The 14384-nt window shown below is 66.6% G+C and carries 16 protein-coding genes; 6 read left to right on the forward strand and 10 right to left on the reverse strand.

Annotated features, from left to right (window positions below; genetic code table 11):
* The first annotated feature begins 146 nt into the window (after nucleotides 1-146).
* From EFY87_RS16185 to trxA, 5 genes are all read left to right on the forward strand, one after another.
* Entirely contained in the window at nucleotides 147-1895 is a 1749-nt protein-coding gene (locus EFY87_RS16185; RefSeq protein WP_123272537.1) for a protein kinase family protein, read from the forward strand.
* Nucleotides 1892-2458: an RNA polymerase sigma factor SigM gene (gene sigM, locus EFY87_RS16190; protein WP_123272538.1), complete on the forward strand. Its 567-nt coding sequence runs from the start codon at nucleotides 1892-1894 to the stop codon at nucleotides 2456-2458. Before EFY87_RS16185 ends, sigM begins: the two co-directional genes overlap by 4 nt.
* A gap of 139 nt (nucleotides 2459-2597) precedes the next feature.
* Entirely contained in the window at nucleotides 2598-3302 is a 705-nt protein-coding gene (locus EFY87_RS16195; protein WP_148043378.1) for a hypothetical protein, read from the forward strand.
* A 125-nt stretch (nucleotides 3303-3427) separates the two neighbouring features.
* The gene (gene trxB / locus EFY87_RS16200) at nucleotides 3428-4399 is read left to right on the forward strand and encodes a thioredoxin-disulfide reductase (RefSeq protein ID WP_123272540.1); all 972 of its coding nucleotides are present in this window, start codon (nucleotides 3428-3430) and stop codon (nucleotides 4397-4399) included.
* Nucleotides 4400-4465: 66 nt separating this feature from the next.
* Nucleotides 4466-4795, forward strand: a complete 330-nt coding sequence (trxA, locus tag EFY87_RS16205; protein WP_123272541.1) for a thioredoxin — start codon at nucleotides 4466-4468, stop codon at nucleotides 4793-4795.
* 312 nt (nucleotides 4796-5107) lie between these two features.
* Here trxA and EFY87_RS16210 read toward each other — a convergent pair whose 3' ends face one another.
* The 10 genes from EFY87_RS16210 to rpmH all read right to left on the reverse strand — a co-directional run bounded on the left by EFY87_RS16210 (nucleotide 5108) and on the right by rpmH (nucleotide 12418).
* On the reverse strand, nucleotides 5108-5683 hold the full coding sequence (locus EFY87_RS16210; RefSeq protein WP_123272542.1) for a DinB family protein: 576 nt from the start codon (nucleotides 5681-5683) through the stop codon (nucleotides 5108-5110).
* A gap of 172 nt (nucleotides 5684-5855) precedes the next feature.
* Complete coding sequence (locus tag EFY87_RS16215) at nucleotides 5856-6392, reverse strand: GNAT family N-acetyltransferase (protein WP_123272543.1); 537 nt, start codon at nucleotides 6390-6392, stop codon at nucleotides 5856-5858.
* Between the two features lie 399 nt (nucleotides 6393-6791).
* Nucleotides 6792-7862 carry a ParB/RepB/Spo0J family partition protein gene (locus EFY87_RS16220; RefSeq protein ID WP_123272544.1) on the reverse strand — a complete coding sequence of 357 codons (1071 nt, stop codon included), beginning with the start codon at nucleotides 7860-7862 and terminating at the stop codon, nucleotides 6792-6794.
* On the reverse strand, nucleotides 7859-8830 hold the full coding sequence (locus tag EFY87_RS16225; RefSeq protein WP_425459370.1) for a ParA family protein: 972 nt from the start codon (nucleotides 8828-8830) through the stop codon (nucleotides 7859-7861). Before EFY87_RS16225 ends, EFY87_RS16220 begins: the two co-directional genes overlap by 4 nt.
* Before the next feature lie 205 nt (nucleotides 8831-9035).
* On the reverse strand, nucleotides 9036-9743 hold the full coding sequence (gene rsmG, locus EFY87_RS16230) for a 16S rRNA (guanine(527)-N(7))-methyltransferase RsmG (RefSeq protein WP_123272590.1): 708 nt from the start codon (nucleotides 9741-9743) through the stop codon (nucleotides 9036-9038).
* Between the two features lie 59 nt (nucleotides 9744-9802).
* Nucleotides 9803-10345, reverse strand: coding sequence for a Jag family protein (locus EFY87_RS16235; protein ID WP_123272545.1), 543 nt, complete (start codon nucleotides 10343-10345; stop codon nucleotides 9803-9805).
* Nucleotides 10346-10550: 205 nt separating this feature from the next.
* A complete protein-coding gene (gene yidC, locus EFY87_RS16240) occupies nucleotides 10551-11591 on the reverse strand; it encodes a membrane protein insertase YidC (RefSeq protein WP_123272546.1) in 1041 nt (346 codons plus the stop codon).
* A gap of 12 nt (nucleotides 11592-11603) precedes the next feature.
* Entirely contained in the window at nucleotides 11604-11882 is a 279-nt protein-coding gene (gene yidD / locus EFY87_RS16245) for a membrane protein insertion efficiency factor YidD (protein WP_123272547.1), read from the reverse strand.
* Nucleotides 11883-11889: 7 nt separating this feature from the next.
* Nucleotides 11890-12240 carry a ribonuclease P protein component gene (gene rnpA, locus EFY87_RS16250; RefSeq protein WP_123272548.1) on the reverse strand — a complete coding sequence of 117 codons (351 nt, stop codon included), beginning with the start codon at nucleotides 12238-12240 and terminating at the stop codon, nucleotides 11890-11892.
* Nucleotides 12241-12280: 40 nt separating this feature from the next.
* Entirely contained in the window at nucleotides 12281-12418 is a 138-nt protein-coding gene (gene rpmH, locus EFY87_RS16255) for a 50S ribosomal protein L34 (RefSeq protein ID WP_123272549.1), read from the reverse strand.
* Between the two features lie 478 nt (nucleotides 12419-12896).
* On the opposite strand from rpmH, the gene dnaA reads away from it, so the two are divergent.
* Nucleotides 12897-14327 carry a chromosomal replication initiator protein DnaA gene (gene dnaA, locus EFY87_RS16260; RefSeq protein WP_425459369.1) on the forward strand — a complete coding sequence of 477 codons (1431 nt, stop codon included), beginning with the start codon at nucleotides 12897-12899 and terminating at the stop codon, nucleotides 14325-14327.
* Nucleotides 14328-14384: the final 57 nt, after the last annotated feature.

Genomic DNA, 14384 nt, shown 5'->3' on the forward strand with positions numbered 1-14384 from the left:
CGCCGCGGCTCGATCGATGGTCTGCTGCGTGTCCGCGTCCGCCCTGCGGCGCGGAGCCTCCTAGTATGAGGCGGTGTGTCGGCGCCGCCCGGCACCATCGGGACGTGCACCACGACCCGTCACCGCGAACAGGGAGCCCGGAGTCAGTGCAAGCCATCGGCGAGAACACCGTGCTGGCACAGCGCTACGCGCTGACCCGCAAGCTCGCGAGCCGATCGGGCGACGAGACGGACGCCGAACCTGGCTCGTCACCTCGTGAAGTCTGGATCGCCACCGACTCGACCCTGGATCGCGAAGTCACCGCGACTGTCTTCCCCGCCGATTTCGAGTATGCCGAGGCCGCTCTCGATAGCGCCCGCCGTGCTGCCGGTGTCGAGGACCATCATCTGCCACGCGTGCTCGACGTCGGCACCGAGAATGGCACGGCATACGTCATCTCCGAGGCCTTGCACGGCTCGGAGTCCATCGCCGCGATGTTGCAGTTCGACTCGCTGCCGGCCGAGGAGGTGCGGCGGCTGATCGGGGAGTCCGCCAGTGGCCTCGGCTCCGCGGCCGTCCGCGGACTGCACCACCTACAGCTCACGCCGCACGACATCGTCTGTTCGCCCACCGGCGCGGTCTCGGTGCTCGGGCTGCCGACCGATGCGGCGCTGGCCGGTGCCGACGACCTGCCCGCCGACGAGGCGTCCCGCATCGACACCCTCGATCTTGTCCGCACGCTCTATGCCGGCCTGACCGGCCTCTGGCCCGGGGACCGGCCGGTCCCCGGGCTGCGCGACGTGACCCGCCGCGCGGACGGCGAACTGCCCGCACCCAGCGAGCTGGTCCCGGGTGTGCCCGGTGACCTCGACGCGCTGTGCCGCACCACGCTGAATGCCGACGAAGGGCCACGGACCCCGAGCGAACTCGCCCGGCAGCTTGCGCCCTGGTCCTCCGAACGCGTCACCGCGTCCGGCCGCCGTCCGACCGGCGCCGATGAGCGTTCCGGTGCGGCATTGCAGTCTCTCCCTGGTGGCAACCGTCGCCCGGGTAAAGCTCCGCGCGATGACCGGCGGGTCGCGGACAGCGCGCAGGATGCGACCGCGGAAGTGCCGGTCGGTGCGATCCGGGCCGCGGTGGCTGCCGACGGAGACGAAACCACTCAGTTGTCCGCGGTCGATCTGAAGAAGGCGCGGGAACGCACGGCGACTCCTCCCGTTGACCCGGTCGACGACTACGACCCGTCGTTCACCGAGCTCGAACCGCCCGTCCCGGGTCTCGGCGGCGACTTCGAGCCGGACCGCAAATCCAGCCGCCTGGCGCTGGTACTGATCGTGCTTCTCGTGCTGGTCGCGATGGTCTTCGCCGCCGTCGGGCTGCGCGGCATCGGCCGTTCCTCCGCCTCGTCGCACCCGAGCACGCACGCGCCGGCGCCGAGTTCGTCGGGCGCGCACGCTCGGAGTTCGTCGGCGAAGCCCGCGCCCGCCCCCAAGCTCATCCCGATCGCGGCGATCTCGGCATACGGCGTCGGCGGCGGGCAATACACCGGCTACGCCTCGCTGGCGACCGACTCCAGCCCCGACACCTACTGGCGCACCTTCATCTACCGCACCGCCAACTTCGGCGGCCTGACCAACGGCACCGGGCTGCTGCTCAACCTCGGGAGCACGCAGGCGGTCAAGAGCCTGAAGATCACCACGACCGGCGGTGACTCGACCATCAAGTTCTTCCTCAGCGACCAGATCGAGGCGGTCAGCACGCGCACCCCGGCGGCGACTGCCACCGGGTCGGGAACCCAGACGGTCGATCTGGGTGGAGCCAAGGGTAAGTACCTCACCATCTGGGTCACCTCGCTGAGCAAGCAAGCGGACGGGTCGTTCCAGGAGCGGATCAACGACGTCAAGGTCTACTCGTGACCGAGCGACCACCGAGCGAACTCGACGACCGCGAACTCCTGGCCGCGCACTGTGCCGGCGACCCGGACGCGTTCGGTGAGTTGTTCCGCCGCCACAGGGACCGCATGTGGGCTGTGGCCCTACGCACCACCCGCGACCCCGAACTCGCCGCCGACGCGGTGCAGGACGGTTTCATCTCGGCGTTCCGGCGGGCCGACTCATTCCGTGGCGACGCGCAGGTCACCACCTGGCTGCACCGCATCATCGTCAATGCGTGCCTCGATCGGCTGCGCCGGATCAAGCCGACCAGCGAACTGCCCGAATACGACCTCGCCGACCGGCACGACGCCCACTCCAGCACCGTCATCAGGCTGGACGTGCAGGAGGCGCTGGCGAAGATTCCCGAGGGGCAGCGCCTCGCGCTCACCCTGGTGGACATGCAGGGTCTGCCCGTCGTCGAGGCCGCCGCGGTGCTCGGCGTCGCCGAAGGCACGATCAAATCCCGGTGCGCTCGCGGCCGCACCGCACTGGCCGAATTGCTCCGTGACAAACACGGCGACGGGTATGTCGGTGGCACTTCGTGACCGATGGAACCTGCACCCCCTCCCACGCGTCCGACCCGCGACTGATGTTGGTGTCCCCCAACCGTGCGGTCCTCGCGACCGGACGGAACCCCAACCGTGCATTTGTCGTCTCAGCTGCTGAACCGATTGGAGGAAGGCCGTGACGACACCTCCCGAAGACTTCGAGAACGACCCGACAGGCATGCGCGATCTGCTGCGTTCGCTGCCGGACCCGGGTCCGATGCCACCCGAGGTGGCGGACCGCATCACTGCTGCCCTCGTCCTGGAACAGCAACAACGCGCGAGTTCCGATCACAGCAACGTGACTCCGCTGACCCGCCCCGACCGACCGGCCGGCACGGCACGGCCGGCGTCGCGCAAGTGGCTGCAAGTCGTCGGCGGACTCGTGGCCGCAGCCGCGGTGGCGGCGGTCGCCGTCGTGGGCGTGAACTCGCTGCACCACGACAACGCGCCGACGTCGGCCGTTCCGTCGCCGACCTCGGTGAGCGGCGACCAACTGGCCGAGCGGGTGCACGTCCAGAGCAGCGGCACCAACTACACGCCGGCGAACTTCAACGCGCAGGCCGCCAGTATGGCGACCGACACCTCCGCGACGAAGCCGGATCCGTCGCTGATCACCGACTTCGGGTCGATCACCAAGCGTGCCGCGCTGCTCGGATGTGCGCGATCCATCGCCGGCGCGCTGCTGGACGACCCGTCCAGCATCAAGGTCGACCTGGCCACGTTCGAGGGCAAGCCCGCGGTCGTGATCGTGGTCACCAATGCCGGCAAGCGCACTGCATTCGCCGTGTCGAGGACCTGCAGCCGCAACGAGCAGCCCTACGCAGCCCCGCGCGTCGTATGAACGAGACTCCGCGCAGACGGCACGGAACAATCGCCACCTAGGATCTGTTGTGCAAGCAGGCAGATTCTGCGGTGGCCTGGCGCACTCTCGTGGCGGGCCCCGCCATACGACCCGAAGGAACCTCCGTGAGCGAGCCTCGCAACCTCATCATCATCGGCTCCGGCCCGGCCGGTTACACGGCCGCTGTGTATGCCGCGCGCGCCAACCTGCACCCGCTGGTCTTCGAGGGCTCGGTGACCGCGGGCGGTGCGTTGATGAACACCACCGAGGTCGAGAACTACCCGGGTTTCGCGGACGGCATCACGGGTCCGGAACTCATGATGCAGATGCGTGAGCAGGCCGAGCGATTCGGCGCCGACCTGGTCCGCGACGACGCCACTGCGGTCGACCTGACCGGCCCGGTGAAGCGCGTCACCGACGGCGAGGGCAACGTCCACGAAGCCAGTGCGGTCATCCTCGCGATGGGATCGGCATACCGGGAGCTGGGTCTGACCGACGAGAAGCGCCTGTCCGGTCACGGCGTCTCCTGGTGCGCGACATGCGACGGAGCGTTCTTCCGCGATCAGGACATCATGGTCGTGGGCGGCGGCGACTCGGCGATCGAGGAAGCCACCTTCCTCACCCGCTTCGCCAGGAAGGTGACCTTGGTGCACCGTCGGGACGAGCTGCGTGCTTCCAAGATCATGGCTGACCGGGCCGTCGCCAACGACAAGATCGAGTTCGCCTGGAACAGCGCGATCGTCGGCATCCACGGGGACCCGAAGGTCAGCTCGGTCACGCTGCAGGACACCGTCACCGGCGCAACCCGCGACGTCGACACGTCCGCGGTCTTCGTGGCCATCGGTCACCTGCCGCGCAACGAGCTCATCCTCGGCCAGGTCGACACCGACGCCGAGGGCTACGTGCTCGTCGGCGCGAGCACGACCGCCACCAACCTGCCGGGAGTCTTCGCCTGCGGCGACCTGGTCGACCACACCTACCGGCAGGCCATCACCGCAGCCGGCTCTGGCTGCGCCGCCGCCCTCGACGCGGAGCGCTTCCTTGCCGACGCCGAGTCGGTCGCGCCGTCACTGGCCGACGCAACCGTTGACGCCTGACCGTCGATCCTGTTCATTTCCAGCGAAATTCAGCCACACCAGATAGGGAAAGGACCCACACACACCATGGGTGCACACACCAAGGACACGTCCGACGCGACCTTCGAGGCCGACGTCCTCAAGAGCGACAAGCCGGTGCTCGTCGACTTCTGGGCGCCCTGGTGCGGTCCGTGCAAGATGATCGCCCCGATCATCGACGAGATCGCCGAGGCCAACGCCGACAAGCTCACCGTCGTCAAGCTGAACACCGACGACAACCCGGCCACCTCCGCGAAGTACGGCATCACCGGCATCCCGACCCTGAACGTTTACCAGAACGGCGAGGTCGTCAAGAGCATCGTCGGCGTCATGCCGAAGCCGAAGCTGGTCAAGGAACTCGAGCCCTTCATCGGCTGAGTTCTTTCAGCAACTCCGCAGAGCGGCGTCCCGGGTTCGGGGCGCCGCTCTTCGCGTGTGGGCTCCACATCAGCGCGTGGCTGGGTCTGGGGTGGTGGCTACGCCGCGTGACCGGGCTCACTCCGCTCGCTCCGCTAGCGCTCCGCTTCGCTGCATAGGCCCGGCCCCACGACGCACCCACCACCCTTGGTTGTGACCCTGATCGTGTTGGCCACCAACAGTTTTCGTGCCACTCCTGTCCAACGACGTGATGGGCTTGGCGGATGTTGGCCGTGCCGACAATCTGCTGCGCAGACAACCCGCGCCTGACGATCAGTTCGTCGGGTGAGCCGGGGTGGAGGCAGTCACAAACTGTCGAATCTGCGTGGCGTGAGCGGTGGTGTGCCCCACCAGGCTCGTCACGATCGATGCGTAGGGTCTGCCGCCATAGCGGTGGCCCGGAGGAAGTGGGGCTGCTGCCTGCTCCTCGGTGAGGTCGGCCAGAGTGTCCTGGACCCGCCGACGGCAGTACTCGGCATACTGGCCAATCTCGATCTTCGACCAGGGCTCGCGCAGCCCGGCAAATGTCCGCCAGTGCGGGCTGCCGGTGAAAGGGGCCGGCGGAGCCCACGCCTCCAACTCGCCCGCGAGGTCGTAGTCGAGGACCTCAAGCGTGTGCCATGCCACGCTCCACGGCGTCGACCACTTCTGCACCAGCGCTTCGCGTTCTGCCGGCTCGGAGACCAGCCTGCCCTCCACGTCGCGGGTCTCCCCGATGATCTCGGCCGGATCGACCCACCACATCGGGACCCGCCACAGCTCCTCCGGACAGTCCCGCACCACACGTGCCAGCAACTCGACTACCTCGTCGAGGCCCTGCCGGACACTCGCGCACCAGATCGAGGACATATGGTCAGCCTATTGCGACTCTCGTCCACAAGCTGTTGGTCCTGCGGGAACAGCGCGCCCGAGTGGGTAGTTACTGCCGAGTATGAGAGAGATACTCGCCGGTAAGTGACCACTCGGGACAGGCGTCGCGGTTCACGCTCCGCAGCAGTTCTGCCGACGACGGCAGTTTCGATCAGTCGGCGGTCGCCACGAACAGTTCAAGCTGCTGGTCGTAATACCTGTGGGTAGACCCGAGATGCGTCATCCCGAGGCGTTGGCACACTCGTTGGGAGCGGACGTTCTCCGGGTCGGTCACGGCGACGACGCGGGTGAGGCCCGATCCGAACGCCTCGGTGAGGATGGCCGCAGCGGCCTCGGTGATGTATCCGTGGCCTGTGAATGAAGGATGCTGTCGCCATCCGATTTCAATGTCCTGCTGGTCGTGGCCAGCTGACGGTGGGATCGGCTTGAGGACGACGGCGCCGATGGGGACCCCATCGGCCGTGACAACGCACCACCAGCCGCGTCCGGGGGTTTGCGTCTCGATGACGCTGGCGATCCACTCCTGCGCCTCCCCGAGAGTCCGTTGTGCGCACGAGGGGACGAATCTGACGAGGTCGGGATGCTGATGTACGGCCAGCACAAACGGTGCGTCGTCCGCGGTGAATCGCCGGAGGAGGAGTCGCTCCGTGGTGTATTCACTCAGCGACGTCGCTCTGCCGGAATCCATCGCCGCAGTGTGGCACAGCAAGGTCTTCCTGCCGCGGCAAGCTGCTACTTGTGGGTGTCTGATCGTTTTGGCTGCCAACAGTTTTCGTCTCAGCACACGGTGGATCGACGACAAGTTTCGAGAGCGATTGGGTCAGGCGCAGCACCAGGCGGCCATGCCAACAGATCAACCCGAGCAGCGAGATCAATGCTGCCCCAAGGGATTCCAGTCAACCAGACGCTCAGGTGAGCTAGGGCAGCGGCGGGTGCGTCGTCGGGTCCGGCCTATGGAGTGGAACGGAGCGCTAGCGGAGTGCAACGGAGTGAGCCGGGCACGGCGGCGTAGCCGCCGCACACCAACGTAGCCGCCGCCGATCAACCCAGCCACCGAGTCGCCAATCCCGCGACGCCGCAATGGAATTCAGTCGCGACGCACGCCGAGCTGATCCATGATGCGATTCAGGTCCTCGACACTGGCGAACTCCACAGTCAGCCGGCCGTGAGTCTTCCCGAGGGCGATCTTGACGCGCGTGTCGAGCTGATCCGACAGGGTTTCCGCGAGCGAGTCCAGCTGCGGGTGACGCTGGCCAGCGCGTGGGGAGCGGCGCGCCGGCTTCTCCTTGTCACCGCCGAGCGCCACGATCTCCTCGGTGCTGCGGACCGAAAGACCTTCGGCGACGATGCGCTGTGCCAGCCGCTCCATGGCGGCGGCATCCGGGAGGCCGAGCAGTGCCCGAGCGTGCCCGGCCGACAGCACGCCCGCGGCAACACGGCGCTGCACCAGGGCCGGCAGTTTCAGTAGGCGCAGCGTGTTGCTGATCTGCGGCCGGGACCGGCCGATCCGGGTGGCGAGCTCCTCGTGGGTGCACTGGAAGTCGTCGAGCAGCTGGCCGTATGCCGCTGCTTCTTCGAGCGCGTTCAGCTGGGCGCGGTGCAGGTTCTCCAGCAGCGCGTCCCGCAGCATGTCGTCGTCGTCGGTGCTGCGGATGATCGCCGGGATGACGTCCTTGCTGGCGGCCTTGCTGGCGCGCAGCCGGCGTTCACCCATGATCAGCTCATAGGAGACCCCCGACGCGGCGGCTTCGTCCGCGGCCAAACTGCGGACGACGATCGGCTGCAGCACGCCGATCTCGCGCACGCTGTGCACCAGCTCGGCGAGTTCGTCCTCGTCGAAGACCGTGCGCGGCTGACGCGGGTTGGGCCGGATCGAATCCACCGGAAGCTCCGCAAAGGTTGCGCCAGGGACTTCCTGCAAAGTCTCGGTGACTGCGGACGAGGCGTCGCCCTCATTCGGCGTCCCGGTGTTGGACGCGTCCGCCGCCGTGATGTTTCCCGTGAAACGTTCGCGCGCGCCAGCCCTTTCGGTGGCGAGTTTCGTTGCGGTTCCGGGGAAAAAGACGTCGGACGGTCGTGGCGCACCCGAGGCTGGTGCTGGTGCAGTGGGGATCAGGGCACCGAGGCCGCGCCCCAGTCCGCGTCGTTTTTCGGTCACCGGGCAATCGTAGTGCTCCGCGCACCGAGCTCTTTCGCAGCCTCGGCGTAGGAGAGCGCACCGCTGCTCGACGGATCGTAGGTCAGCACCGTCTGCCCGTGGCTGGGGGCTTCGGAGATCCGCACCGACCGCGGAATCGTCGCCTTCAGCACCTGCTCGCTGAAATGCGTCCGCACTTCGTCGGCGACCTGGGCCGATAGCCGGGTGCGGGCGTCATACATCGTCAGCAGGATGGTCGACACGTGTAACTCCGGGTTCAAGTGCGCCCGGATCAACTCGATGTTCTTCAGCAGCTGACTGAGTCCTTCCAGCGCGTAATACTCGCACTGAATCGGGATGAACACCTCACGAGCCGCAACGAATGCATTCACGGTGAGCAGGCCGAGGCTCGGCGGGCAGTCGATCAGGATGAAGTCGAAGATGCCCGCGTCGCCGGGCTGCTGCTGATAGTGATCGATAGCGCGCTTCAGCCGGGATTCCCGCGCGACCAGCGACACGAGTTCCAGTTCGGCGCCCGCCAGGTCGATCGTCGCCGGAGCGCACCACAGGCCCGGTATGTCGGGGCACTCCTGCAGCACGCTTGCAAGCTCCTGATCGTCCACGACGACGTCATACACGCTCGGCACTTCCGCATGATGCGGTATGCCGAGGGCTGTGCTGGCGTTGCCTTGCGGATCGATGTCGATGACCAGGACCCGCAACCCGAACTGGGCCAGCGCAGCGGCGACATTGACGGTTGTCGTGGTCTTCCCGACGCCACCCTTCTGATTCGAGACCGTCAGCACCCGTGGCTCAGCTGGCTTGGGTATGGCGCTGCTCGCCAGCACCTCACGGCGGCGCACCTGGTCCGCCAGCTCGTCAGCGATCGGAGCCGACCGCCGGCCCGGGTCGGGTGCAGCCGTTTCACGGGAAACGACCGCGGTTTCCAACTCCGGTGTTTCCCGTGAAACATCGGCAGGCTCGGCCACACCAGCGGGCACAGGTTGCAGTGGACCCACTGCAACCGCCGGGTGCAGCAGGGCTGCGTTCTGCCAGCCCACCGGTTCCGGCGATTCGGACGCGGCCGCTGCTCCGTGCCATCCGGTGGGGAATGAAGTGGTCACAGGGGTCGCCTCTCCGAGGTCGTCTCGTCACTGGTGGCCAAGTCGCAGCCCGGAGGCCGAGGTGCCACGCTCATCTGTTCCGTGAGCTGCGTTGTGTTGCCTGCTTCTTGCGGCGCGAAGGCTTCTTCGTTGCCGACTTCGCGAGTCGACGGGGACTGCCGATCTCCAGTCGGGCGACCGTCGTCGGCTCGTCCAGGATCTCGCCGCCACACTCGATCACATCGATCGATACCACTCCGACCTTGGTCAGCACGTCACGATAACGGTCGATCTCAGCACCGACCGAGGCACCCTTCATCGGGAGCCACAGACCACCAGGCCGAACCAAAGGCACCGACCAGACCGCGAGGTTGTCCAGCGCGGACACGGCCCGCGAGGTCACCACGTCCGCTGGTTCCAGGGCATCCCACAATGCTTCCGCCCGACCCCGTACCACGCGCACATTCGTCACACCGAGTGCTTCGACGACCTCGTCCAGCCAGGAAGCCCGCCGCAGCAACGGCTCCACGAGGGTGAGCTGCAGATCCGGCCGACGGATGGCGATGACCAGCCCGGGCAGGCCGGCACCGCTCCCGACGTCGATCACCGAAGCATCATCGCCGATCAGCGACGTCATCACGGCGCAATTGAGGATGTGCCGCTCCCAGAGCCGCGGTGTCTCCCGGGGACCGATCAGTCCGCGCACCACGCCGGAGCCCGCGAGCAGTTCGGCATACTGGACGGCCACGGAGAGCCGATCACCGAACACCACCCTCGCGGCCGGTGGCGGCCCCGGCAATGCCGACGGCTCGAGTGCACCGGACTGATCCGAATCATCGGGATTCACGGGAAAACGCCTCAGCCGTCGGCAGGCAGAACCACCACGAACCGCCGCGGCTCGGCACCTTCGGACTCCGACCGCAGCCCCGCCGCGAGAACGGCGTCGTGGACGACCTTGCGCTCGAACGCGGACATCGGATCCAGTGACACGGCGTCGCCCGTCGCCTTTACCGAGGCCGTCGCGTCTTCGGCGATCGACACCAGTTGTGCGCGGCGCTCGGCCCGGAAACCCGCGATGTCGAGCATCAGCCGGCTCCGGTTGCCGGTTTCGGCCTGCACCGCGAGCCGGGTGAGCTCTTGCAGCGCGTCGAGCACCTTGCCGTTGGGACCGACCAGACGCCGTGGCACCCGGCCTTCCTCGGAGTCCACGATGGAGACCGACGCGCGATCGCCGTCGACGTCCACGTCGATGTCGCCGTCCATGTCCACGATGTCCAGCAGGGTCTCCAGGAAGTCGGCCGCGACCTCGCCCTCCCGATCGAGGTCGACCGACTTGCCCGGCGACGCCACCACCTGTGCTTCGTCCACCAGGGCTGGGTCGTGGGTGGTCACTTCAGTCATTCTTCACTCCAGTGCCGTTCGTCAGCATCGAGAATCGCTCACCGATGACATGGGGCGTAACGCTGCCACGCATCCGGATCGCAACCTTCCTGTGCTTGTTTCTGAATACACTTCGTCGCCGATGGCCGGCCTTCTCGCCACGAGCCCGAGCCGGGTCCCGATGCCGGGCGGAACTCGCGCGGCGTACGAGCACGCCGTGTGGCAGCTACCGTTTGCGCTTCTTGTTGTTGCGTTTGGGTTGCACGCGTTGGCCACCACTCTTGCCCGCGGTGCCCCCGTCAGATGTCACCAGCCCAGGCCGTCCAGGCGGAGTCTTGGCCTTGGCCAGCTCTACCGCGGACGCGTCGCCGTCACCGCTGCTCAGCCCCGGGATGCTCAGTTTCGCGATCGGCTTGCCCTTCGCGCGACGCCGTTCCTCGAGCGCCTTCTCCGCGGCCGAACCTGGCGCCGGCATCCGCCGGATCGTGTAGAACTGCTGGCCCATCGTCCACAGGTTGGTAGTCACCCAGTAGAGCAGCACGCCGATCGGGAAGTTCACGCCGGAAACGGCGAAGAACACCGGCATGATGTACATGATGTACTTCTGCTGCTTGGCCAGCGGGTTGTCGAGCGCCGACGCCGGCATGTTCTTGCGCATCAACTGGTGCTGCGTGGTGAACACCGTCACCGACATGATGACGATCAGCAGCACCGTGAGGAAACGTGTCGCCGCCATCGGCGAATCGCCAGGGTGCATGAACGACGCCGACAGCTGAACGTCGAACAGGTGCGAGCTCTCCGCCTGCTTGGCCAGCGACTTGGTCATCCAGCCGATCGGGTGATGGTTGCCACTGCCGATGTCCTTCAACCGGTCCAGCACCCGGAAGAGGGCGAAGAAGAACGGTGACTGCAGCAGGATCGGCATACACGAGGAGAACGGGTTGGTCCCGGTCTTCTTGTAGAGCTCCATCGTCTCCTCAGTCATCTTCTGACGAGACTCGGCATCCTTCTTGCCCTTGTACTTCTTCTGGATCTTCTGGATCTCCGGCTGGATCAGCTGCATCCGTCGCGACGACTTGATCTGCTTGACGAACAGCGGGATCAGCAGGATGCGCAGCAGGATCACCAGGCCGACGATGGACAGCGCCCACGTCCACCCATTCGATGCCGGCATGCCGATTGCGGTGAAGATCTTGTGGAAGCCCACCATGACGAAGGCGACGAACCATTCGAGTGGGTACAGGATCGTGTCGAAGAAGGAGTAGATGGCACAGTCCTTTTAGTTGAGCGGTGCCGGCGTTGCCGGGCCGGCGGAGTCCGCGGTGACAAGAGGCGGAACGTGGTCGACGCCGCCGGGGTTCCACGGATGGCAGCGGGCCAACCGGCGAATGGTCAGCCAGCCGCCCCGGAACGCGCCGAAGCGGGTCAGAGCGGTGATCGCATAGGCCGAGCAGCACGGGGTGAACCGGCAACTAGGCGGGAGCAAAGGCGAGATCAGAATTTGGTAGGCACGTACCAGCCAGATCAGCGGCAGGGCGAGAATGCGTCGGGGCGACATACGATCCTCACCTGCGCCGACGGGCGACGGCTGCGGGTAGTTGCTCCCGCAGATCGGCACGCAGCGACTCGGCCGACGCCGTCCCGGCTGCTGGGGTGGCACGAATCACGATGTCGTGGTCACCCGCCAGTTTCGGCAACAGGGCGGCCATCTCATGGCGGAGCACTCGTGCGGTGCGGTTGCGGACCACCGAGTTGCCCACTGCCTTCGAGACCACGAAACCCACCCGGCTACAGCTGCCGTGCGCCGGTGTCACCGTGACGATCAGTCGCGGGCCGGGTGCACGTCCGGAACGACGACTGCGCAACACTGCGGAGAAATCCGCACTGTCGCGCAGTCGATGCTTGGTCGGCAGCACGTTGTTGCCCGGACCAACGCCGAAGCCCTGTTCCGATCCGTCAGGCCGAGATCTTGGCGCGGCCCTTGCCGCGGCGGGCGGACAGGATCGCGCGGCCGGCGCGGGTGCGCATGCGCAGGCGGAAACCGTGCGTCTTGGCGCGGCGGCGGTTGTTCGGCTGGAAGGTGCGCTTGCTCACTGTCGTCTCCGTTGGAATGTCTGGGCCGGCGTCGGCCCGGTGCTACATCGGTCATCGGGATCTCTGCTGCTGGGGGCGAATCGCACCCTCCGGCCGGAAGCAACCGCTGTGGTCGAGGCAGGAACGAGCAAAGATGGTTCCAATCCACGATACGGGCCAGCGGTGGACAGGGTCAAACTGGCCTCGCACGCGTGGGCGCAACGGCAAATCCCTCAGCAAAGCAGTCCGTGGTCGTGACATCCAGCCGCCACGCCGGGTGTGGAAAAATCTTCCGGACCCGGGGTTGCCGGGACGGCATCCGAGTTGTTAGCGTCGGCGTCTTCCGGGTCGGTCACCTCCTGCGCGTGTTGCTGGTGGTGACTGAATGCACAGCCTGTGGATAACCGTGTGGACAACGTCGTATGCTGTCCTCTTTGGCGAGCCGAGGCGCGCACTTCACCGCGAACATCGCCATCTGCCCAGGGAGGACGCAGCAGTCGTGAGCGAACAGGACGTCGATCTCGCTCACTTGTGGCACGGTGCGATGCTCGGCATCGAGGACAACGGCATTCCGGCGCGCGATCGCGCCTACCTGCGGTTGGCCCGGCTCGCGGGCCTGGTCGGTGACACCGCCTTGCTGGCCGTCCCCTTCGAACAAACCAAACTCTTCGTCGAGACGACGCTGAAAGATCCCATCTGTGCCGCGCTCGGCGCCCAGCTCGGCACCGAGATCCGCCTCGCCGTCACCGTGGACGAAAGCCTGCAGCCGAGCGACGACGAAGTCGTCGAGGCGCCCCGGGTCGTCATACCCGAGCCGGTCGACGGCGAACCCGACCTGTTCACCGCGTCCGCGGCGCGCACGCGGGAGCCGGTCACGACCGCCGAACCGGTGGCCGACGCCCGGCTCAACCCCAAGTACACGTTCGAGACGTTCGTGATCGGCGCCGGAAACCGCTTCGCCTGCGCGGCGGCCCAGGCGGTCGCCGAAACGCCGGCCCGGTCCTACAACCCCCTCTTCGTGTATGGCGACAGCGGTCTCGGCAAGACCCACCTGCTGCATGCCATCGGCAACTACGTGCGCAACTACTACCCGCACATGCGGGTGCGCTACGTGAACTCCGAGGAGTTCACCAACGACTTCATCAACTCGATCCGCGACGACAAGGCGTCCAGCTTCCAAAAGCGCTACCGGGACAACGTCGACGTGCTCCTGATCGACGACGTGCAGTTCCTGCAGGGCAAGGACGGCACCCAGGAGGAGTTCTTCCACACCTTCAACGCGCTGCACAACAGCGAGAAGCAGATCGTGCTCACCTCCGATCAGCCGCCGAAGATGCTGTCCGGCCTGGAGGACCGGATGCGGTCGCGCTTCGAGTGGGGCCTGACCACCGACGTGAAGCCGCCGGACCTGGAGACCCGCATCGCCATTCTGCGCAAGAAGGCGGTCGCCGACTCGATGAAGCTGCCCGACGAGGTGCTCAGCCTGATCGCGAGCAAGGTCCCGAGCAACATCCGCGAGCTCGAAGGTGCCCTGATCCGAGTGAGCGCCTACGCATCGGTCTCCAACCAGCGAGTGACCGAGGAACTGGCCGCACGCGTGCTCAAGGACCTGATGCCATCGTCCGGATCCGGCCAGATCAGCGCGACGACGATCATGCAGCAGACGGCCAAGTACTTCGAGCTGTCGGTGGAGGAGCTGTGCGGTTCGTCGCGGTCACGGACCCTGGTCAATGCCCGCCAGATCGCGATGTACCTGTGCCGGGAACTCACCGACTTGTCGTTGCCGAAGATCGGCCAGCAGTTCGGCGGCCGCGATCACACGACGGTAATGCATGCCGATCGCAAGATCCGCCAGTTGATGGGCGAACGGGCCTATCTCTACGAGCAGATCAGTGAACTGACCACCCAGATCCGGCGCGCGACGGCCTGAATAGCCGATCCGAGCCTTCCTCCACACGGTTATCCACAGATTCTGTGGGTAACTGTC

Source organism: Flexivirga caeni (assembly GCF_003724155.1).
GTDB classification, from domain to species: Bacteria; Actinomycetota; Actinomycetes; order Actinomycetales; family Dermatophilaceae; genus Flexivirga; species Flexivirga caeni.